Origin of the sequence: Persicobacter diffluens, from assembly GCF_036244895.1 — a bacterium.
Classification (GTDB): domain Bacteria; phylum Bacteroidota; class Bacteroidia; order Cytophagales; family Cyclobacteriaceae; genus Persicobacter; species Persicobacter diffluens.
The window spans coordinates 1-23,883 of record NZ_BQKE01000002.1 but is presented as its reverse complement, the minus strand read 5'-3'; the positions used below and the strand labels follow the sequence as shown (position 1 = coordinate 23,883).

The following is a 23,883-nucleotide window of genomic DNA, read 5'->3' as shown; positions in this document are numbered from 1 at the left end:
AAAACTTTTTTCATAAACCGGCCAGATATTTAAAATATATGATGTGTTCCTACAAATAAGTAATACATAATTTTTTAATCCTATGCGTAACTCTTTCATACTATTATTAATATTATTCTTTACCTCCCTATCTTCCTTGGCGCAAGATGCCAACTTTCATATCTATCTCTGCTTCGGCCAATCGAATATGGAAGGCTCCGCCCCTGTTGAAGAACAGGATAAGGTGGCGGACCCTCGTTTTCAGGTAATGCGTGCCATGGATTGCCCAGACATAAAAGGAAAAAAGGAAAGCTGGCAAACCGCTAATCCTCCCCTTAGTCAATGCTGGCAAGGCTTATCTCCTGCCGATTATTTTGGCCGCACGATGGTGGAAAACCTGCCAGAACATATCAAAATTGGCGTCATTAACGTTGCCATTGGCGGATGTGACATCCGCCTGTTTGACCGGGCACAATATCAACAATTTACAGACACCTACCCGGAAGCCTGGTTCGGCGAAAAAATTGAAGTCTTCGGAGGCAATCCTTATGAACGCCTGATACAACTGGCAAAAATGGCGCAAAAAGACGGGCTCATTAAAGGCGTTTTGCTGCATCAGGGCGAAACCAATACCGGAGATGTCCAATGGCCGCAATATGTAAAAACCGTCTATGACAATATGCTGGAAGACCTGGCACTAAAAGCCAGCGAAGTACCCTTACTGGCCGGAGAGGTGGTCCATGCCGATCAAAACGGCCAGTGCGCAGCCATGAACCCCATCATCAATCAATTACCTGAAACCATTCCGACTGCCCATGTCATCTCCTCCTCGGGCTGCACCGTGCAGGAAGATCTGGTACATTTTGATTCGGAAGGGGTCAGGACTTTAGGAAAAAGATACGCCCGAAAAATGCTGGGAATTTTAAAGGAACAGGGCTTTAAAGGGCTTTAGTTCAACAGTAGTTGAAGCCGTTTACTAACCTACAGTGAAGCTTCAACCAGGCCTTAAGGATTATCCAAATCCTACAAAACTGGCCGTCACCTATTAACCAAGACCGGTCGTAGCAAAAGGCTATGACCATGGGTTAATGTCCAATTATCGATTTATCGCAAACGTAAGGGTGGAGTTTTTCTTCACCATTATATCGGAATTCCCATCGCTAAGTTTCAGCTCCGATCTAAAAAAAAGCACCAAGTATTCCGCTTCTTTTTCTGCCTGATAATAATAATCAACAGGCCCCAACACCAGATCACATCCTCCATCTATGGCCGAGGCTGTAAACTCCCTATTATTCAAAATAACAGAAAATTGATTGGCGAGGCTATAGGTTTTATAACGCACCATAGTCTTTCCACTGGTAGTAGCTCCCGAATACTCATAACTACCAGTGTCATATACTTCCTCCGGATCCGGAACAAAATTGAGTTGAGCCCTGCTCCCCTGAAAATCCAGAATTAAATCCTTACCCTCCAAAACACAAAAAAGAACACCATTTACACTACCCTGAAATTCAATGTCTTTTTCATTTTTAAAACAGGAATCAAAACCCCTCCCGTCTTTCAATTGTTGAGCAAAGACATTCATACCATACAGGAAACACCACAGACATACTACTATCCTCATCAAAAATTAAATTATTTATATCAATACAATAAGCAAAATTCATCTAATATTCGTCACTTTCAGACAGGATTATTTAGTGATGATGAATACTTTTGGCCTATCTGGAAGGGTATTTCAGATCCATTCCGGCTGAAGCATTTGACCACCAGGCCCTACCACCAACCCTGGTCGTAGCATTTTGCCACGCCCCACTTTCATTGGATTGTCCGCTCCTAAATCCTTAGGATAATTGCTATAGGTGTTTTCCTGATTTTTTCAATAGCTCAAACTTGGGTAAGCTTCCTTTCTCTTCCTTCATCTGCTTGGTTATGAAATACTCGAAACAAGATGCTATTCTCACATAATTCTAGCCTTACGAATAAATGAGGGATAAAGCATGCACCATCCGACTTAATATCACAACCTAAAAAAAATCACTCTCCATACTGCCCTCAAAAGCCATATGGCAAAGCTAAATGCACATGTCCCCGCGGGCGGAAGCCCGCCTGGCTGAGGGATCAAGCTATTGTGAAGCTCCTTTGGGCAGGGCAAATTTTCGTTCCCCTCCGCCCTCGCCCAAAGAGCGACTAGCGCGAGCCCGGCCGGAGTGTAGCGAAGGACAGCCCCTAAAAAAAAACGCTATTGAGCATGTTTAAAAGCACTCCATCCGGCTGCAAATTTGAATTATTCACCACCAGATTAATTAACTCGCTTTGAATTTAATAAAATTATGAATGCTGAAGGGTTAAACGCCCCAGTTTGGGCAAGCTTCCTTTCTCCTCATTCAGCTACTTCCTTGGAGTAAACTCGAAATAGGGGATTTTTCTCTTTCCCCTGCTGCAAAAGGAGGATTTAACCATGAAAAATACAGCTGCAGCATCCTAGGCCAAAGCGGTTCAGACAGAAGCGGCCTTTTTACTAAGAAAGCCTAAGCGCAATAAATATTCGTCCTTATGCTGAAACCTCTTCCTCCCAGGTCAGAAAATCCGCATACCATTCCGCCATCTGTTTCATCGTTTTCAAAAACAGCTTTTCATTTTCATCATTCCCTTTGAGTTTGGTGTAAATATCCACGGCACCTACAAAAATCCGCTTATCGCCAAAAACACCGCCAAAACCAATATTGAAATGCGCCTCCAGCTGAGCTTGGGTTGCGGCTCCCTTTTCCCCAATGGGAAGATAATAAGCGCGTGCCAGTAATTTCGGTTTGGCATTGGAAAGGATAAAGGTCCCGAGCGCTTGTTGGCGGGGTTCCTCGACGATCATAAATTGAGGTAATTGCATCGTATTTTTTTAATAAGTCCGACCTAAAACAGCTGATGGAAAACCACAACGACCAACAGTCCGACAGTTTTCATTGGCTTAACAAAGGTAGTCGCCCCAAAATTGAATTCCCATGAATGCCTCCTGAAAATGAATTCCGACTCCCCCTATTTTTATTATTTCAGACGCCATAATTAATAAAAAGCCACTATTTTTAACATCATTTTAAAATGTATGCGGGATGTATGCCTGAAATACTAATATTTTTACACGAGCACATCCAAATTCGCTACAGTATAGAAAATCTTAAACCCATCATATATGTTGAATTTTTTCGGCAATAAGGCCGGGCTGAAATTTTTGGCGGCCTCTTTCCTTTTGCTCCAATTTTGCAGCCCTAAAGGACAACAATCCCTACCGGAAGCGCCGGCATTGGTGAGCAAGGTCAATCCGATGATTGGCACTGGCGGACATGGTCACACCTTCCCGGGCGCGACCACGCCACACGGCATGGTGCAACTAAGCCCGGACACCGGCAATGAAGGCTGGGACTGGTCAAGCGGTTACCATATTTCCGACAGCAGCATTATGGGATTTTCCCACACCCACCTGAGTGGTACTGGTGGTGGAGATTATGGAGACATTCTACTGATGCCCTTCACCGGAGTTAATCACTGGGAAGCGGGAAGTAAAAAAAAGCCGGAAGCGGGTTATCGCTCTGCTTTTAGCCATGAGGAAGAATTTGCGCAGCCGGGATTTTACAGTGTAAAACTCCAACAGCACAATATTGATGTGGCGCTGACGGCTACCCCAAGGACCGGATTCCATCAATACACCTTTAATGGGGAGGAAAACCCAAAAGTGATATTGGATTTGGTGCATGGCATCGGAGATAATATCCGGGAACTGGAACTGACCATCACCGGAGACCACGAAGTAAGCGGATTGAGAAGATCTCAGGGCTGGGCACGTGATCAGTACGTTTATTTCGTATTACAATTCAGCCAACCCATCAGGACGGCCTTATTAAACGATGGGCAAAACGTTAGCAGTGAAATCAAATCCCTGAAGGGGCAAAATATTAAGGCCATTTTCGAATTCGAAAAATCTGATGATCCCTTACTCGCCAAAGTGGCATTATCTGCCGTAAGCGTGGACGGGGCCCGCAGAAATATGGAAGCCGAGAACAATGGCTGGGACTGGGGAGCTGTGAAAAATCAGGCACAGGCCCTTTGGGAAAAAGAACTTCAAAAGGCAACGGTAAAAGGCGGAACGGAAGACGAACAAAGTATTTTCTATACGGCTGCTTATCACACGATGATTCATCCGAACATTTATATGGATGTGGATCATCAGTACCGCGGAATGGATCAGAAAATTCATACTGCGGAAGGTTTCGATTATTATACATTATTTTCCCTGTGGGACACCTTCCGTGCGGCACATCCATGGTACAGCATCGTGGAACCAAGCAGGAATGTAGACTTTATCAATACGCTGTTAGCAAAATATAAAGAGAGCGGCGAGCTGGCGGTTTGGGAGCTGGCGTCCAATGAGACCGGCACCATGATCGGCTACCATGCTGTTCCGGTGATTGCCGATGCGATCATTAAAGGCACTAAAGGCTTTGATTATGAACTGGCTTTTGAAGCCATGAAAAACTCCGCCACCACCCGGGACCGCGGCATTGATCACCTGATGGATCTGGGCTTCATTCCTTATGATTGGGAGTCCAACTCGGTTTCTAAACTCGTCGAGTATGCTTTTGATGACTGGTGTATAGCAGAATCTGCTAAAATTTTAGGTAAGACAGCAGACTATGAAGCTTTCAGTAAACGCGCCCTGAATTACCGGAAATTGTTTGATGCATCTACGGGTTTCTTTAGGGGGAGAAGCGCCAGCGGTGTCTGGGTGAAAGACTTTGACCCGATGACCATCACTACTCTGGGATCCGGAGAATATACCGAGGGAAATGCCTGGCACTATACCTTCTTCGCTCCTCAGGATGTAAACGGGCTGATGGAGCTTTATGGCGGGCCTGGGGCTTTCGCTCAAAAAATTGATGATATGTGGGAGCAGGAAGCGGTGAATGATAATGAGCATGCCAGTGATGTGACGGGTCTGATCGGGCAATACGCACATGGCAACGAGCCGAGCCATCATGTTGCCTATTTGTACAACTATGCCGGACAGGCGCAGAAGACGCAAAAATGGGTGCGTCATATCATGGAAACGCAATATGCCAACCTGCCGGATGGTCTTTCGGGTAATGAGGATTGCGGACAAATGTCTGCCTGGTACACCCTTTCCGCCATGGGCATGTATTCGGTGAATCCGGCTTCCGGCATTTATTTGATCGGCTCTCCGGTATTCAATGAAATTCAGTTGAAGCTTGAAAACGGACAGACTTTCACGGTTAAGGCAGAAAATAATAGCCCGGAAAACATTTATATTCAGTCGGCAAAACTGAACGGCGAAAATTACCATAAAGCCTTCATCCACCATGCCGACATTATGGCCGGAGGAACACTGGAATTCGTCATGGGGGCACAGCCTTCTGATTGGGGGAATGTTCAGCTTCCGGAAGCGGATGTGGAGAAAGCTTTTGGAAAAGAGCTGTATTCAGAAGATCAGTTATTCATGCCCTACACCGCAAGTGATCAACGTATCTTTACTGATGATTTAAAAGTCGAATTGGGGAGTATTAAGCCTGAGGCGAAAATCTATTATACGCTGGATGGGTCCAGCCCGACTACGGCATCAAGCCTTTACCAATTGCCGATTCACCTGACCAACAGCGCCCAATTGCAGGCGATTAGCGTATTGGGAGAAGAAGTGAGCCCGGTATTTAAAACTGATTTTAACAGAGCAATTTACCATATAGAAGGTAAGCAATATCCGATTTTGAAATTAACACATGAGCCGGATTCTAAAGCTTATAACCCGGGCAAATGGGCTCTGCTGGATGGAGTATCCGCTTCGGCGAACCTGCGGGATGGCAAATGGTCCGGTTTCTCTGACGGACATGACCTGGAGGCCGTTATTGATTTGGGAACGGAGCAGCACATCGCTAAAGTATCCACTGGCTTCCTTCGAAATACTTCTTCCTGGGTATTCCTGCCGGTAAAGTATGAAGTATTCTACTCTGAAGATGGTAAAAAATGGCAATCCGCAGGTTTTCAGGAAAATGCGGTTCCGGATGACCATCAGACCATCCGTCGCTTCCAATTTGCGGTGGAAGTAGGGCAAACCATCCGCTACCTGAAAGTAGTCGCGACCACTATGGGTGATTTACCCGAATGGCACCCGGGCTTTGGCAATGCCAGCTGGATGTTTGCAGATGAGATCGTGATAGAACCTGAGAATAATTAACCCGAATTATTCACCGCTAAATTAATTGACTAAGCGTAAGTGGTTTGTTTTTAGTTTATTATAATTTATTTTCTTTAGTTTATAATAGCCCAAATTTGGGCAAGCTTGCTTTCTCCTCATTCATCTGTTTCGTTGGAAAAAACTCGAAATAGGAAACTATTCCTTCATTTTTTCCGCCTTACAGCTAAACGAGGATTTAAGCCTGAATAATCCGGGTTAAATATTACTCCTAATAAATGTTGAGGCTCGTCGGATACCCGATGGGCTTTTTTTAGATCCGGAATTTTTCAATAAAATCCCTATATTTGAATAAAAACAATGAAGACAGCGACCTACACCGACCCGGTTTACCTTAAAAAATCGAAAAGTCAGTTTAAGATTTATGGTAGCCTGTTGTTACTCTCCCTTTTTTCTAATTTGATCATCAAACCGGCCTTCCCCTTATTCCCCCTGCTTGGTCTTTTGATCGGCGGACCTGTTCTGGTCATGTTTTTTATGGCGCCTGCCGGTTTGTATAATGCCTGGAAAAGCAAGAAAAATAAAGAAGGAAGACCCCAACTTCAATTCAGATATTTCATGGCCCACCTTTTTTTCACATCCTTAACCCTTCTTTTTTTAGTGATCGCCATTAAAGATTTATCTTCCCTATTCCTCCCTTTATTAGAAAAACTTTAACCCCAATTATTCACCGCTAATTGAAGCCGTTCGACTTAAGTGATTTCATTTCATAATACTGTGATCTCTGATTTGTTGAAAGCCCCAATTTGGCTATGCTTACTTTCTCCTCCTTCATCTGCTTCGTTAGAATAAAAAGGAAATAGCGTACTATTCTTTCATTTTTCCCGCCCAGCAGCTACGCGAGAGTTGAAGCAGGAATAAGCCGGCTTATGTGGTATCGTTGGGTCTCTTGACCTGTAAGCCTGGCAAGTTATACGGGGGTAAAAAAAAGCCGTTCGAAGGCACTCCCCCGAACGGCTCTAATTAGATTATTTATATTCGGATCATTATTCCGCAATGCGCACAATCGCTCTTCTGCTCAATTTACCCTGAAGAATCAAATCAATTTTTTCTTGCAACTGCTCCAAAGTAACTTCTTCGTAAACTTCCATAAGTGCGTCCGGACGGAAAGTGGTCGCCAAAGCTTCCCAAATGGCCGTTCTTTTCTCCATTGGGTAATTCTGAGAATCAATTCCCAAAAGACTTACACCTCGTAAAATGAATGGGAATACGGTCAAATCAATTTTAATGCTTGCCGCATTTCCACAGGCTGTCACCGCACCCAATGGCTGTGTCGTTTTGATCAGATTTTCCAAAATAACTCCCCCCACTGTATCAATCGCACCGGCAAAGGCGGTTCTCAACATTGGTTTTTTATCCAGGTTTTCAAAATCTTCACGCAGGATAATTTCGGAAGCACCCAAATTTTTCAAATAAGCTTCCTCTGATGCCTTACCAGTAATCGCAGCAACCGTATAACCCAATTTAGCTAAAATCGCTACAGACAAAGCCCCAACTCCACCTGTAGAACCAGATACCGCAATCTTACCATCTTCCGGTTTCACCTGCTCGATCAAGCGCTGAACTGACATTCCGGCAGTCAAACCTGCAGTCCCGTAAACCATCGCATCTTTCATGCTCATTTCGGACGGTAAGCTTACCGCCCAGTTTGCCGGAACTTTGATATACTCGGCGAAACCACCGTCCGTATTCATTCCTAAATCATAGCTGGTCACAATCACCTCTGCTCCTACAGCAACCGCCTCCGCATTGGATTGCTCCACGATTCCTACGGCATCAATGCCGGGCGTATGCGGGAAGTTACGGGTTACCCCTTTGTTACCAGAAGCAGACAAAGCATCCTTAAAATTCAAAGAGCTGTAATGTACTTTTACCAGGATTTCCCCTTCTGCCAACTCCTGAAAAGGCATCTGCTGAATGGAGGTCTTGAATGCGCCATCCTGCTCTTCTACTCTAAATGCTTTGAATGTTTGATTATTTTGTCCCATCTTTATATTTACGTTTAATATTTAATTCGAAATTCTCAATAAATCAGCACTTTAACAAGAGCGAACATTTTGTAAGTTAACGAACATTTTGTTCCGTATTGTTCAGAATCAGTGGGTTAGGAAAGAAAAAAAATGAAAAAAGGTTATTGTCCGATAGACACTTTTATAGATGTGGTGAAGGGAAAGCGAAAAGCCACCATAATTTTGCACCTTTCTCAGGGAGATAAGCGCTATAGTGAATTGGTGAAATTGATTGATGACATCAGTGAACGCATGTTGACCAAGCAACTAAAAGAATTAGAGGAGGATGGCCTAATCAACAGAACTGTTTTTCCGGAAGTTCCACCACGAGTGGAGTATAGCCTGACAGCTATGGGACGGGAGATCCACCCGACTCTGAAAGGTATGTTCCGGGCTGGAATCAAGTTTGAAAAGCAAATTGATGGGATTAATCCCCATAATGGTGAATAGTGGTCTTATTGTCTTCCTCTGAACGAAAGTACAATGGAGGCCAAGGAAACTGAACAGATAAATTTGAACTTTACTTATTTTTAAAAATTAATCCCGACTTTAACAACTCCCAATAAATCAATAAAATAACCTATAATAAGACGTCGATCATTCCTGGTCCCTGAATCTAAAATGATAAAACAGGTCTGTTCCTATTTTTTCTTAAAAACAACAGCTGTGATAAGTTAATGGAATTATTAACCCGGATTATACACGCTTAAATCCTCGTTTAGCTGCTAGGCGGGAAAAATGAAGGAATAGTTTCCTATTTCGAGTTTTTCCCAACGAAGCAGATGAATGAGGAGAAAGCAAGCAAACCCAAATTTGAGCTATTGATCATTCGACAAAACCAATCACAACCCCTTGAATTAAAGACATTTGCAACGAACCACTAAATCTAGCGGTGAATAATTCGGCTTAATGCATATGCAATGCTCCGTCGTCTAAAGAATTAAAAATAAACCGCCAACCACAACTGATTGGCGGCAAATCTTTTACTTACGCGCATTTACTCAATAATTACCTCCTCAATCTCCCACTTACCATCGTAAGCATTAGCCGCCGGAATCAACGCCAGTTGCATCAGCTTTTCTTTCACTTCAAATTGATCCAAAGGAATAATATAGGTTTGGTAATCGGAATCCATCGCACTAATGGGAATCTCCACCCACTTTTCTCCCTCCCAGTCTACCTGACCTGTATATTCACTCCAAAAACGTTGACTTAAATCCCGTGTAAAAAGGGACACTTTCATTTTATTGGCTCTGGTGTTATTTTTTAGTTTGATTTTTATCTGGCTCAAACCATCCGTACTGGTGAATAACCAGGGCGCACTTTGAATGATTGCTTTTTTACCAGAAATATCGCCGCTAATGCGATTTTCTCCCTTATACAGCGTGGTTCCATTTAATGCATTCCAGCCCATGGTACTTTTTTCAAATTTCCAGGGGCGTCCAGGTCCCGGAAACCATTGATCGTTTTTAGGAATCCGAACAGTTTCATCCTCATTGAAATAAACGGGCTTCAGACTGGCTCCACGAAAGAAAGCACTGATGTCATGATTCTCTTGCAACACATACAATTGTCCCTGCCACTCAAAAAAGCTGGTATGCCCCCCGGAAAGGAAGGAGCCTTTAAATGAATAGGGGCCGTAAAGATTTTTAGACATTGCGTATCGGTCTCCATAGACCAAATAATACCAATCTTTGCGTTTAAAAAGGGTCGGTTTATCCGGTGTAGTCAATGCCTTTCCATTTTCATCTTCAATGCGAATGGCTACCGGTTCGGTTTCCAAAGACATCATATCTTCTGCAAGGGTGGCCATATAATAGGTGCCGGATCCAAAAATAATGGTATAGACGCCGTCTTCCTCATATATTTCAGGATCATAGGGGTGACCGGGAATGATATCGGATGGTAATAAAGGCTTGCCCAGTAAATCTTTGTATTCACCGGTAATATGATCTGCTACTACTACTCCGGTATTAATATTTCGATTAGAAAAAAACCAATAATATTGACCATTTCGCTCTACGATATCCCCGGCCCAGCAATTGGGTTGGTCACCGATATAGGTATCTTTCGGATAAATGCTTCTGTGATAATTCCAGTTCTTCAGATCAGTGGTCGACCATACTTCCCAACGGTCCATTCGGAAAGAACCCTTCCCTTCCCAGGATTCATCATGTCCGCAAATAATGTACAAACTGTCATTCTGCACCCAGGCATGGGGATCTGCCATTCCATGTTCAGGTACGATACAATCCACGGAAATGGCGTGTGGGTTAAAACCTGCCGCCGCATCAGAACGCCGCAGCAGTTCCTCCCGCATAAAATCAGCATTTTTTGCAAAGGCTTGCTCATTTCGATTTTCAACTTTGGCCAAATTCAGCCCATTGTTGGCCAAATCAGATAGCCCCACGCCATAATTCCCCAATAACACCCAATAGGTCGCATCGTCAGAATCATCCACATGCCCACCAATAAACTTACCATGTCGATATATTTCCCCCAAATGACTTTCCTCAAATTGATCATAAAAAGTCTTATGCTTGGTCGATCCTTCAACGATACCAGCTTGACCAATACCTCCACACTCATAAAATTCGACATGTCCATCCAGGGCCATTTTTTTTATATAATCACAAGCAATAGGATCTCCCAGACAATTGTGAGTTTTCTCCGGATGACTCATATTACCCACATGATAATTGGAGCTGGTCCAATGAGAGATGAACCTTAATTTCCTCAAAATATCCTGCCGGTTTTGCTTCAGACAGTAGCTCACCAATATGGCTTGCTCCGTCAATGGCCCAAAACATAAAACGTTTACGATTTCCTTACTCTTTTCCACCGTTTTGAACAATGCCCAAATACTGGCGAACATTTTCAGATCATAAGACTCCTGCCACTGAAAGTTTTTCCCCATTCCTTTGATCGCTGACTCATAGAAGGGAATTTCGGCCTGATACCCTCCAATCGTAGCATTCAGGTTTGCAAGATCAGCCTGATAAGCCGCTCCAAAGGTCTTACGGGCCCAGGCCGCCTGATCTGCTGTTTCCTGATGCTTGCTATAAACCGAACTGGCTAAGACAATCCCTTTGGTATCAAAATGATTAGACATCAGTAAATAGCCGGCAATAGCCGATATATCGTCCGGATCGTTGATATTATCTCCTCCGTCACTAATTATCCACACGGCGGGCTTTTGCGCCCATGATATCCCGGCAAACAGGCTGCATAAGAGTATGAGAAAAAATTTGTTCATGGCTAAAAAAATTAAAAGCCGGGATTTACGCCCCGGCTTATGCTGTACTAACCCGGATTATTCATGCTTAAATCCTCGTTTAGCTTCAAGGCGGGAAAAATGAAGGAATAGTTCCCTATTTCATTTTTTTCCAACGAAGCAGATGAATGAGGAGAAAGCAAGCTTCCCCAAATTTGGGCTATTAATAATTTAGCAAGAGCGACCCTCTCAGGCTAAAAATAAGCCACTTAAGACGACCTGCTAAATCTAGCGGTGAATAATTCGGGTTAATTGATATGATTGGATTGTACATTAATCAACACCTTCTGGTCCGGTAAACCCGGCGAGTGGGCAATCACTTCCACTTTTCCGCTTTTCCCTTTCAGAGATTGTAATAATAACAATCCTTTTCCTTCGTGCGTAGTGATCCGATCGGAATAATATGGCGTCACACTTTTATTCCAGCCATTGTCTACTCCCAGTACTCTCGCCTCTCCTTTCACTTCGAAAATGATCTCTCGTTCTTCAGACCTTACCGGTAAACCATTAGCGTCATATAACTGTACCACTACATGAGACACCTCATATCCATCCGCTGCTAAAACAGTATGGTCTGCTTCCAATTTAAATTTAGCCGGAGTTGCGGCAGTCTTCAACTGATCCGAAATACGGGCACCATCGAAACCACCAACCGCTTTCAATTCTCCCTCCTGATAAGGCACTGCCCAGCGGTAAATATGATCAGGACATTCGGCCAGACTTCTTGCTCCCAAAGATTCGCCGTTCAGGAATAATTCCACTACCGGAAGATTGGCACTTACTTCGACTAAAATAGTATCTCCTTCCTGATAGTTCCAGTGTTTATTAGCCAGGTTTCTCCACTTAGACAGTTTTCCTTTTTTCGGTACGGGCTTCCCGCTCAACTTATCCACTTTAAACTGAGTACCAGCTATTGGTAAAGAATAAACTGATATATGAGGCTGATTAATCCAAATACTTTTAAAATGATCCCAGCCCTGACGTTTGAAACCACCAAAATCCAGCATATCTCCATCCCAGCCTTTTTGTGGCCATTTATCCTGTGCCTCTCCCAAATAATCAATCCCTGTCCACATATACATACTGTAAACCATTGGATTTTCCAGCATTTCATTCCACTCATGCCAAGAACCGGAATTTTCATTACCGGTAAAATGCTTATCCGGATAATGGTATTTACTCCAGTTATACTGGTTCGTCTGATAACTAAAACCTACCACATCCAGGGCATCCGCATAGCCGGAAGCTAAACTCGCTACCGGAATAATCAGGTTGGCCGTCACAGGACGGCTGGTATCCATCTCTTTCACCCAGTCGGAGAGTTTTTTGGCAGTATCCGCCAATTTATATTTACGCTCCGGCAGCGCTTCATACCGTGCCTTCATTTCCTCCGGGCTCAGGTCCGGAATTCTGTTCCAGTAACCTTTCACCCCCGGATCCCAAAGACCGGATACATGGCGATAGCCTTCATAAGTCCACTCTATTTCATTACCAATACTCCACTCAAATACGGAAGGATGGGTGCGGTCACGGCGAATAGTGCGCTTCAAATCACGCTCTGCCCATTCCTGAAAATGATGTTCATAACCATCGGTAATGTACATGGCTTCCCGTAAGGTAAGATTATATCTTTTATCTTTCGGGTAATCCATTTCATCAAAAATTTCATTCTGCACCAAAAAGCCCATCTCATCACACAGGTCTAAGAACTCCTTGGAGAAGGGGTTATGAGAAGTACGGATGGCGTTCACACCACCTTCTTTCAAGAGTGCTAAACGACGCTCCCAAACTCCTCTTGGTACGGCAGCACCCACCAAACCACCATCATGGTGCAGACAAACTCCTTTAACCAAAGTGGATTTACCGTTCAGGAAAAAGCCTTTATCCGCATCGTGGCGAATAGTACGAATTCCGAAAGGCGTTTCATACTCATCCACCGGCTTGCCGTTATTCAAAACATAAGTCACCGCTTTATACATATTCGGCTGCTCCGGACTCCACAGCTGCGGATTATCCACTTTCAGTTCCTGATGAAAAAGACCTTCTTTCCTTCCGCTGATTTTATGTGCTGAAGATTGCTGCGCCACCATTCTTCCCTGAGGGTCAAAAACCTTTGTTTCGAAGGAAAAACGAGCCGTCTTTTTAGTATCATTTTTTATATTAATGTCTAAAGAAACATCCGCAGAGTGCTGATTCACTTCCGGGGTTTTAATAAAAGTTCCCCAAATCGGAATATGCAGTTTATCCACCGTCACCAACTTCACATTCCGGTAAATTCCACTTCCCGGATACCAGCGACTGTCTGCATAACGGGTTCTGTCCACATAAACCGTCATGATATTTTCCTGTCCGTTGGTATTCAGGTGGGGAGTCAAATCAAAATATACCGGAGAATAACCATAAGGGTTTACTCCGAGCTTTTTACCATTCAGCCAAAATTCGGCATTGTTATAAACCCCATCAAATAACACATAAACGCTTTTTTCCTCCAATGAAGCCGGGGTATCAAAGTGCTTCTGATACCAACCCACCCCACCCGGTAAATAACCGGTAGAACCTGTCAGCGTCGAATCAAAAGGCGCTTCCACACTCCAGTCGTGTGGCAGGCGCACTTCACGCCATTGTGCATCATCTATAGGAATACTAAGATCTTTTGAGTTATCCTGAGTCAGGTAAAACTTCCAATCAAAATTAAAATCTGCTTCACGATGTTCATTTTCCGCTATCGCCCAAAAGGGTGCTATAAACATCCACAATAAAAATATTCTTTTCATTATAGTAGGGATAAAAAAGATGTCTAAAATATATAGTCTTAATAGTTAAAAGGACATAAAACAGCTTGACCTTAGTCCTTCTTTTCGCTAAAAATCAGTAAGTTCGTTTCATTTATTAATTCACGGTCTCTGAAGACCTTCTCAAAATCAAAATAGCATCCGCCTCCTGATGCCATGGAGACTGGTAGCCAAAAGTATCCTTAGTCTTTTTAAACTCAGTAGTCATTTCCCCGGTCAGGGTATTGTACCATTTATAGTGAATCACCTCTTCATCATCTTTCATTATTCCCCAGGTCATCTTTCGGTATAACTCTTTAGGGATATAAAAAAGGTACTCCTCCTTATCATTATGTTTGAGGCAAAATTCCTGAATACGCCCTTTTAATTCCAAAGGAGCATAATCTGCGAAATTGTAAGTAGAGAAAAAATCCGTCAAATACTTAAAATACTGATACTTTGGACGATAGTATTCCTTCGGCAATTGCTCAGGATCCCATACAATTACATTCCAGGAGGCTCCTTGCCAGTAATAGGTGGAATAAATCCCTGCAAAAAGGCATTCGTAATTTCTTCTTAAGCAGGATTCCGCATTCATATAACTGCCAGGAAACACCTCAAAGTCGCTATACTCATAACCTCCATGCTCAATATTGAAAACGGGTTTATCTTTCACTTTTCGGTGCGTCTCGATCATGTGGTCATAACAGCGGAATTTCCAATCCTGCCGAGAAAGAAAATCCACCTTCTCCTTGTGTCTGACACAAAAGCCATAATCATGAACCGTTACTAGGCGATCAAAAGGATTGTTATCCCGAATACGCTGAATCCGCTCCAATATATACTCATCATCGGCTCTACCATACAAAATGGCTTCCTTGGAAACATCAAAAAGCATATTAGGAAATGCGCCATACCGCTTGACGATGTAATCATAGTACATATCATCTGCCTCCGTATACATATCGGGCCAATTCACCTTTTTATTCCAGACATAGATCATTAAATGCGCCACTATATTCTTATCATTTAATGCTGAAATGGTGCGGTCCAGTTTTTGAAAAAATGCCACATTCAATCTGGAAAAATCAGGCTGCTCATTATTTCCAAGAAAAGGAAAAATGTCTTGAGGGGCACCAAAATCGTATTGCGGAAAATCCTTTAGTTTTTCATCTTTAGTCCATGCGGCATGCGGGGCATCGATATCATAACTAAAAACATTCATCACTACCTGGTTAAAACCATTTTCCTCCAATTGCTCCAACAATTTCCAGGTTCTTGGAATCCCTTGCTCATTTTTATAGTCTAATGCATACAACCAGTCACATTCGTAGGCCATTAAAAAATAGGGGCTACCATCCTGATACTCAAAATACCGTGGATGCTGCTTACTAATCACCACTCCTCCTTTTTTATCAGGCGCTGTATTCGGGCCTACCTTAATGCTTCCTTTCTTATTATTCAAAGTTTTAATTTCGGAAGAAGTCACATATTTATAAATTCCTTCTTCATCAGCAGAAAAGCGTATAATCCATTCCTTATCACCATTATAAAAGCCGGGAACCCTCATCGATTTACCGGAGGGAGCGGTAACCATTGCCTCAAAATCAACAATAAATGGGTTAAGTTGGCGGTTATAGCTGGACCTAAAAGTTAAGTCAAGTACCTCATACCTGCTCGTTGATATGGTAGACCGATAAGTCTCCTTTTGAATCCCCTCTCCCAAAAGAGGTAAACTGGCAAAAAGCCATATCACAAAAAATAGCGCTCTCATAAAAAAATCCTTTCTGTTCATGGATGAATTTCCTACAATAAGCCGATAGTCAGGGGGGGTAAAAAATTAGATGTTTTTACTGTTCATTATTTTTCCAAATCAAAGCAGCTCAGGAGGGGCATTTTTATAGCAAAATCTAGTTTTCCCTCAATTTGATTCACCATATTATCAGTATTGCCTCGTACTATGCTTTATCTTAGTGAGGGCCAAAGGGCATTTTTAAAACCACGCAATACGACTCCAAATTCATGTTATTGGAACTTATATTGGTTTTGTCCCTGAAATCAGGGAGGATTATTTCAAAAAATAATAGAGCACTATTTTTACATCCCTGAAGTCAAATTTGGCTGATCAACCGCCTATTAAAAATGGTCCTATTAGATTTCAAAAATGAAAAAAGCCTCCTAATGGAGGCTTTGGATGTCTGAATACAGAACATTCTAATGAGGAGATTTTAAAATTATTCTCACTTATCGATAATAAAAATCTTATCAATAAAACCGCTATTTTACACTCCTCTATCATCTATCAATTATCATCTACTGAAAGGGTGTAAAAACAAACTCATACGACCTCTCCTTGCGTGTATTTAAATCCTGCTTAAGCTGCATGGCGGAAAAAATGAAGGGCTTTTTCCTATTTCATTTTTTCCCAAAGAAGCAGAGAATGAGGAGAAAGCAAGCTTCCTCCAATTTGAGCTATTAAATACCAAAGCTAAACACCTGTATTAAACTGATGCCCCCCCCTTAATTGATTTGGTGAAATGAGCGGTGATTATTTCGGCTTAACCCGGATTATTCATGCTTCAATCCTCTTTTAGCTGCAAGGCGGGAAAAATGAAGGAATAGTCTCCTATTTCGAGTTTTTTCCAACGAAGCAGATGAATGAGGAGAAAGCAAGCTTGCCCAAATTTGGGCTATAAAAAAATCAGCAGAAATGAGTCTATTGAGCTAATAAAAAGTTAGTTAAGGTGATCCACTTAATTTAGCGGTGAAAAATTCGGGTTAAAGCTGTCGGTGCATCATCCGAATCAAGAAACGCCATTAAAGGGTAAGTTTACGATCATGAGATCCCGGCGCAAAATTACTTCGGTACACTTTTGTTCCATCCGCCTTTTTCCCCCAATCGACCTCAACCCTTTGATCACCAAAAATAATACTAATCAGTTTTTCTTTAAATTTTTCCGCTACTTCCTGATGGGCTTTGCTAAAAGCCAAATTGTTTACTTCTTCCGGATCAGAAGGCATATGGTAAAGTGCGGGATCCAGGTCTTTATAAGATGCATTTAGTGCCCATTCCATATCCTGCCCTCTCTTTTTATGAGGTCGAGTTTGCATAGAAAACACATAGTCTTTAGTTCGAATAAAAGCGCGTGGGCCCGTCACCGAATGGCTTTCTGCGATGACATAATCTCTGGTGGCCACTTCTGAGGCTGCCACTTCTGCCAAATTTAGACCATCAAGATAATCATATTTCGCTGCATTCAAATCCGCTCCTCCTGCAGCCAAAACAGTAGGGGCCACATCTACAAATTCGGTGAAATCTCGTACTACTTTGCCAGCTGGATAGGCTTTTTTATCGGAAGACACCACTACAATAGGATTGTGGGCGTCCACTTTCCAGGACGAAAACTTTGAGACCGCCCCATGTTCATTGAGCTTCCAGCCATGATCTCCACAAACAAAAACAATCATCCATTCCTGTTGATTTTGCTCACTATAATCGATAAATGCATCAGCGGCCTGGCCAATTAAATCATCCCCATAGGCACAAAAAGCGTAATAATCCTGCACCATTTTCTGCTTTTCCTCTTCCGTAAAGTGATCGGAATAACCTGCCTTCACCTGTTTTTTTAATTGTGCCGGCATGTTATCGAATTCACTTTTATCAAATGATGGAATCCTATACTTTTTCTTTTGAAAGCGTTCGCGATAATCAGCAGGTGGAAGAACGGGCGTATGGGGGAAATCGAAACCAATATGTGCAAACAAAGGCTTGGAGGAATCCACTCCCTCATATGATTGTTGGCCCACCTTGAATTCCTGGTCGGCATTTTTAAGATAATCCACGAAAACGGAAGCATAAAAACCATCTCTGGTTTTACCCGCTGGTTGGGAACTTACCCCCGAGAGCACCATTTTCTTTTGAAAAGTCCCTCCATTTCGTGGAACATAATGACGAAGCAAATCATATTTTTCCGCCATCTTCTCCATCGTCCCCTCATAGGCAGGCTTGTCCTGCTCTAACTTTTCATCCATATAAATCACGGTTCCGTCCGCCTCCACAAGGAACTCCAAAGCCCTGGGTTCCTCCAGCTTCTCACCATCCACTTCCCTTCTCCAATTCTTCCCCCAGTCTGTTAAACCCTGATCCTGTGTAACACGAAAATCAATATCCGTTTGGTAAATCTTATGAGGTTTTACTTTACCATTTTCTACCGTTTTAACTCTTACCCCCAGTTTCCCAACATGCATCGTTTGATACCCCAAATCCACCATTTGCTCGGGCAAGGTTGGGCGACAGTGTTCGGCATTATTATTATGATATTCAAATTCATAAATACCAGAACGGAAAGTATAACGGCCATAGTGCATCGAGGCACGGGAAGGCGCACAGGCCTGCGCCTGACAATAAGTATTAATAAAAGTGGTACCCATTTCGGTCAGGCGATCTACCTGTGGAGACTCCACATAACCCAGCTTGCTTTCTTTCTTGCCAGTGAGCATTTTATTAAACGCCTCGATGGAATCAAAACGCTGATCATCCGTAAGGATCCAAAGTACATTGGGCTGCTTTTGTGCCCAAGCCAACTTACCGCCGATCGAAAACAAGATCAACAGTAATGACAGTTTTCTGAAGATGTTCATAGTCAAAAATTTTATCTCTTCAAGAGCCCCATCCTATTGGTAAACAATGGTGGCATGCTCAAAAAAAAAACCCCTTAGGAGGCATTACGGCAACAAAGTTTGAAATTCCTCTCTAAGAGATCATCCAAAAAAGCGCACGAAATCGGGGGGATTCATCCCCAACTAAATATATTCAGAAGTACTAGGGGGCATTTCCTCATTAATGGACAGAATTTTTACTCCATTGCGAGGCTTCGTCAAAAGGAAGGGCTCCACTTAATGCCAAAATAGTGGAGAAGCATAATGGCTCAGCAATAAAATCACCCAAGGAAATGGAATTTATAGTGCGCCCTAAAACTAGCGGTGTAAAATTAGGGTAAAATTCTACTTTTGCTAGCAGCGAGAAACTTAAAGGAATCTTACCTGCTTCGCGTTTAATCTTACAAAACAGATGAATGAGGAAAAAGCAAGCTCACTCAAATTTGGACTATTAAAAAAGCAGTAAAAAATGATCACAATTCCCAAATACCCTATAGCCTAAGAGCGTGTTTAAAAGCCAAAATTCGTAACGAAAATTCGAATTTGCAGTCGGATGGTGCGGTTTTAAACATGTTCTAACTCCCTAAATTTAGTAATAAGTATAATTCAGTTTAATAGAAATAGTATTGTCTAACTTACTTCCTTTTTTTTTTAAGCTTTTCCACTAAGCCCTACGCCATCAGAAGATGGATAATCATTATTCAAAAACTAGACGAGTGCAAACCAAAAAATCATAACCCTCTCCATGTCAACAAATTCCAAAAAATAAATATATTCATTCTTATTTCATGAATTTTTATTCTTCCAATCATTCATTAGATTTGAGCAAAGCATATTTTTTAAGCATGTCTAATTTTTTATCAGCATTTAGCTATTTCATTTTTTGCCTTTCAGGGCTGCTTTTTTCCTTCAGCCCAAAGGCCTGGTGTATAATCCCAAATGTGGACAGCACCTATCAGGACAGCCCGGCAGATTTTTTCGATATTTATAAAGATCAAACAACGCTCAATGATTCGGCGGACCGCGTCATTAGCCTGATCAAAATGAGCGACAAAGACCGATACAAGGGAAAATATGACCTTGCCTTTGACCATCTTTGGAATGCCCTCATTATTGCGGAAAAACAAAACTACCATAACCTTCGGGTGACCATTCACCGAAACCTGGGTATTCTTTATGACATTTATAATAAAGATTCTCTAACGCAGTACCATCTCAGGACCTCGGTAAATTTGGCAAAAACCCTTTTCGAAGGAAAGAAGATTAAGAAAAGTCAGTTTGTTTCTTCTTATTTCAGTTATGCCAACTTCTGGAGAAATCGCGGGGAATATACCCTGGCCATGGAATATTTAGATTCCTGTGCCTGGGTACATCAGAACAAAAGGAAAATGCCCTATGTCATGACCGACAGAGGTTTTTGTGAAATGAAATTGGGAAATTTGGCTGCCGCTGAAAAAATTCTGCTGGAGGCCAAAACCCTCCTAAAACAAAAAAACGAGCCTTATATCATTACGAATATGTTTTTTCTGGGTGATATAAAGAAGGAATTGGGGGAGTTGGACAGTGCCTTATTCTATTATCAAAAAAGCCTGGAGCTGATGAATGCCAAATCAGTACATTTTGAACTAAAGCCAGAGCTGTTGGAAAAGCTATCCGCTTTATATTTAGCCAAAGGAGATTTGACCAAAGCTTATCAATACCTGGAAGCTTCCAAAGATAGTTTCGTGGACCTTTTCAGTGCCAGCAGTAAGCACAATCAACGCCTTTTTTCGATCAAGAATAAATACCTGGAAGAAATTGCCAACAATAAAAAGCTAATTGAAAATCAGCAAGCACTAATTGAAAATAAGAATAGGAAATTACTGACTATTTTGGTGGTTTTTGGCTTTATATCCTTAGCAGCTGTGGCGATGTATATTGTCTCTCGACAAAAAAACAAAATCCACCAGCTGTCTTTAGTAAGAAAGATGGACAATGAGAAAAATAATGCGGTACTAGAGTTAAAAAGCAAGGAACTTACAGCCTACACCCTCAAAATGATTGAAAAAGAAGATGCTATTCAAAACCTGCTGGAAACCGTTAAAAAAACATCCCCAAAAGAATTTACCACTTTAAAAATGAAATATGCTCAGGGAAATGATACTTCCTGGGAGGAATTTAACCGAAGGTTTACCGAAGTAAACACCAAATTTTACGAGACCCTTTGTAAAAAGCACCCCAATTTATCCAATACGGAACTTAAACACTGTGCACTGATTAAACTCAATTTTAATAGTCATGAGATGTCAAAAATTTTGAACATCTCCCTTCAAAGTGTGCATACTTCCCGATATAGGATCAGAAAAAAAATGGAACTGGATTCCAACTCCAACCTGACCAGTTATATTGGTGCTATTTAATTTGAGAAAAAGCGGGAGAGATCACTATTAATACAAAACAAAAATTAATATCTCCCGCCTTTCTTCTTATGGAATCAGATCTTCCTGCACCTGATATTTAATTTTTAAATCGTTCAGCACCAATTTCAGAGCATCTACTTTTTTTTGTGCGGAATTTTTCCCGTAAAGATTATTCATCTCGGAAGGATCCTTTTTTAAATCATAAAACTCCCACTCCTCACCATTCAGGACATCTTTTCCATAAAATCGTATAATTTATAGCGCTTACCTGCCACCCCTTCATGCCTTCTCACCGCATGTGGCCCTGGATATTCGTAATAATGGTAATACAAATGATCACGCCAGTCATTGGGCTGCTTCCCCCTCAATAATGGCACAATACTTTGCCCCTGCATGTCCGCGGGAATATCCAATCCGGCTAAGTCCAAAAAAGTTTCTGCAAAATCGATATTCTGGACCAATTCCTGATTGACACTTTGTGGCTTAATGACAGCAGGCCAACGCACAATCAGAGGGGTACGGAAAGACTCTTCATACATAAAACGCTTATCAAACCAACCATGCTCCCCCATATAAAACCCCTGATCGGAAGTGTAAACCACCACGGTATTTTCGGCCAAACCGGAATGATCTAAATAATCCAACAGACGACCCACATTATCATCCACGGACTTTATGCAACGCAGATAGTCCTTCATATACAGCTGATAGTACAGTCTGGTGCTTTCCTCCTCAGAAAGGGATAATTCCCTATACTTTTCATGACGTGGTGAGAATCGACCATCAAACCCTATACGTTGGTAACGCGGACTGGTCTCCGGTTCAATTTTCAAATCTGAAGACAGCCTCATGTGTTGCGCAATGGTCATTTCTTGTTGAGCAGCGGCAGAAGCCTTCCCTTCATAATCATCCCAAAAATTATCCGGTTCAGGAATTTCAATCTCCTCATAAAGGTCCAGATACTTTTTAGCCGGAATCCATGGCCGGTGAGGGGCCTTTTGATGCACCATCAACATAAAAGGTTCTTCCTCCGAACGGCCATTTTGAAGCCAATCCAAAGCCTTATCCACAACAATATCGGTCACATAACCCTTGGCGACTTCCACTCCATTAGGGGACAAAAATTGAGGGTCGAGATATTCTCCCTGCCGCAACAAAACATCCCAATAATCAAAACCCTGCATATCTCCGTCCAGATGAATCTTCCCAATCATGGCCGTCTGATAACCTGCTTTTTGCAAAAGCTTCTGAAATTGTTGCTGATGGTGATCAAAGACCACATTTTGCTTATTGGAATATTTGCCATGTTGGTGGCTCATCTTTCCGGTCAGTAAGGTCGCGCGGCTTGGAGCACAAATGGAGTTCTCCACATAACACCTTTCAAAGCGCATTCCCTGTTCTGCCAGCTTGTCCAGTTGAGGGGTAGGGTTTAAAAACTGCAATCGCCCTCCATAAGCCCCAATCGTTTGGTAGGAATGGTCATCGATCATAATGAAGATGATATTGGGCCGATCCCCGGCCATCAAAGCCTTTTTAACTGGCGCTAATACCAGCAATAGGCATAAAAAGTGTAACCTCATATGATTTACAGGAAGATAAGTAAAAAATAGATCTGATATCGCCAAAAACAACCACTTCCCCCCTCCAATGAAAAATTGTAATACAAAAATGGCAGGAGGAAAATGCTGGTACCCGATTGCTTCAGGCATCCGAAAAATCTTTTCAGGAGGTGCTAAAGATCCCTAAACCCTTTTATAAACAGGGAAAATAATTTCCCGAAATCAGGTGGGTTTTGGGGGATAAAATCAAATCAAGAAAGGAATTCACTATAATTTTCCTTTACAAGGGAGAAAAGTTAAAACCATAGGGAATCCCTGTTCTTCGAAAATATATAAATAGCTGATTTAATGCCTGTTTAAACCCACACCAGCTAACCGAAAATTCGAAGTAAGAGCGTGTTTAAAAGCCACAATTCGCAGCGATAATTTGAAGTATTGCAGAAGCGATACAGGGTTATTTTGAGAGAATAGCAGCGCTATTGTTGAGAAATTATCCAAAATCGCTTCCAATAATTCGAATTTGCAGCCGGATGATGTGCTTTTAAACACGCTCTAAGCCGAATGATAAATCACAAAACACAAGCATGCTAGCTAAAGAGCTTATCTATAATATATTTTTGGCATCAATTCTATAGTTTCAACAACACAAATTTAGCTGAACTTGCTTTCTGCTTTGTGAATGAACTCCCTGAAAAAAACTGGAAGCAGGAAAGGTCCCTTCATTTTTCCGACCTTACTGCTAAATGGGGTGTTAAACATGGATAGTTCGGTTTGTTGTAGGGGATTTAAAAAGGAGTAATTCCGAGATGCGAAATGACGGCCCCAAAAATTGCTTTGATCCACCCAATTCGCAAAATTTGTTTTTGGGAAGAAAAAAGCCGCTATGAAGATATTACACACTGCCGACTGGCATTTAGGGAAAAGATTGCATCAATTTGATTTACTGGAGGATCAGCAAAAATTCCTGCAATGGTTGT

Annotated in this window: 14 protein-coding genes; 5 read left to right on the top strand and 9 right to left on the bottom strand. The window is 42.1% G+C overall.

Going from position 1 to position 23,883, the window contains the following annotated elements; genetic code table 11:
* Positions 1-82 precede the first annotated feature (82 nt).
* Positions 83-931, top strand: a complete 849-nt coding sequence (locus AAA970_RS15115; protein WP_338237739.1) for a sialate O-acetylesterase — start codon at positions 83-85, stop codon at positions 929-931.
* Between the two features lie 144 nt (positions 932-1,075).
* Here AAA970_RS15115 and AAA970_RS15110 read toward each other — a convergent pair whose 3' ends face one another.
* Both AAA970_RS15110 and AAA970_RS15105 read right to left on the bottom strand, forming a co-directional pair.
* On the bottom strand, positions 1,076-1,603 hold the full coding sequence (locus tag AAA970_RS15110; protein WP_338237738.1) for a hypothetical protein: 528 nt from the start codon (positions 1,601-1,603) through the stop codon (positions 1,076-1,078).
* 930 nt (positions 1,604-2,533) lie between these two features.
* Complete coding sequence (locus AAA970_RS15105; protein ID WP_338237737.1) at positions 2,534-2,866, bottom strand: hypothetical protein; 333 nt, start codon at positions 2,864-2,866, stop codon at positions 2,534-2,536.
* Between the two features lie 300 nt (positions 2,867-3,166).
* Between AAA970_RS15105 and AAA970_RS15100 the strand changes: the two genes are divergently transcribed.
* Both AAA970_RS15100 and AAA970_RS15095 read left to right on the top strand, forming a co-directional pair.
* Positions 3,167-6,217: a GH92 family glycosyl hydrolase gene (locus AAA970_RS15100; protein ID WP_338237736.1), complete on the top strand. Its 3,051-nt coding sequence runs from the start codon at positions 3,167-3,169 to the stop codon at positions 6,215-6,217.
* Between the two features lie 318 nt (positions 6,218-6,535).
* Entirely contained in the window at positions 6,536-6,892 is a 357-nt protein-coding gene (locus AAA970_RS15095; RefSeq protein ID WP_338237735.1) for a hypothetical protein, read from the top strand.
* A gap of 329 nt (positions 6,893-7,221) precedes the next feature.
* Here the strand turns inward: AAA970_RS15095 and AAA970_RS15090 are convergent, their stop codons facing one another.
* Positions 7,222-8,223: a YhdH/YhfP family quinone oxidoreductase gene (locus AAA970_RS15090; RefSeq protein ID WP_338237734.1), complete on the bottom strand. Its 1,002-nt coding sequence runs from the start codon at positions 8,221-8,223 to the stop codon at positions 7,222-7,224.
* A 132-nt stretch (positions 8,224-8,355) separates the two neighbouring features.
* Between AAA970_RS15090 and AAA970_RS15085 the strand changes: the two genes are divergently transcribed.
* Entirely contained in the window at positions 8,356-8,694 is a 339-nt protein-coding gene (locus tag AAA970_RS15085) for a winged helix-turn-helix transcriptional regulator (protein ID WP_338237733.1), read from the top strand.
* 547 nt (positions 8,695-9,241) lie between these two features.
* Here the strand turns inward: AAA970_RS15085 and AAA970_RS15080 are convergent.
* The 4 genes from AAA970_RS15080 to AAA970_RS15065 all read right to left on the bottom strand — a co-directional run bounded on the left by AAA970_RS15080 (position 9,242) and on the right by AAA970_RS15065 (position 18,930).
* Positions 9,242-11,500, bottom strand: a complete 2,259-nt coding sequence (locus AAA970_RS15080) for a family 43 glycosylhydrolase (RefSeq protein ID WP_338237732.1) — start codon at positions 11,498-11,500, stop codon at positions 9,242-9,244.
* Between the two features lie 266 nt (positions 11,501-11,766).
* Positions 11,767-14,292, bottom strand: a complete 2,526-nt coding sequence (locus tag AAA970_RS15075; protein WP_338237731.1) for a glycoside hydrolase family 2 TIM barrel-domain containing protein — start codon at positions 14,290-14,292, stop codon at positions 11,767-11,769.
* Between the two features lie 115 nt (positions 14,293-14,407).
* Positions 14,408-16,063 (bottom strand): apiosidase-like domain-containing protein, encoded by a 1,656-nt coding sequence (locus AAA970_RS15070; protein WP_338237730.1) that lies wholly within the window; start codon positions 16,061-16,063, stop codon positions 14,408-14,410.
* Positions 16,064-17,106: 1,043 nt separating this feature from the next.
* Positions 17,107-18,930: a sulfatase-like hydrolase/transferase gene (locus AAA970_RS15065; protein ID WP_338237729.1), complete on the bottom strand. Its 1,824-nt coding sequence runs from the start codon at positions 18,928-18,930 to the stop codon at positions 17,107-17,109.
* Between the two features lie 863 nt (positions 18,931-19,793).
* Here AAA970_RS15065 and AAA970_RS15060 point away from each other — a divergent pair.
* Positions 19,794-21,347: a tetratricopeptide repeat protein gene (locus AAA970_RS15060; RefSeq protein WP_338237728.1), complete on the top strand. Its 1,554-nt coding sequence runs from the start codon at positions 19,794-19,796 to the stop codon at positions 21,345-21,347.
* A 66-nt stretch (positions 21,348-21,413) separates the two neighbouring features.
* Here the strand turns inward: AAA970_RS15060 and AAA970_RS15055 are convergent, their stop codons facing one another.
* Together AAA970_RS15055 and AAA970_RS15050 are read right to left on the bottom strand one after the other, a co-directional pair.
* Positions 21,414-21,524: a hypothetical protein gene (locus AAA970_RS15055; RefSeq protein ID WP_420916728.1), complete on the bottom strand. Its 111-nt coding sequence runs from the start codon at positions 21,522-21,524 to the stop codon at positions 21,414-21,416.
* A gap of 47 nt (positions 21,525-21,571) precedes the next feature.
* On the bottom strand, positions 21,572-22,927 hold the full coding sequence (locus AAA970_RS15050) for a sulfatase family protein (RefSeq protein WP_338237727.1): 1,356 nt from the start codon (positions 22,925-22,927) through the stop codon (positions 21,572-21,574).
* Between the last annotated feature and the right edge of the window lie 956 nt (positions 22,928-23,883).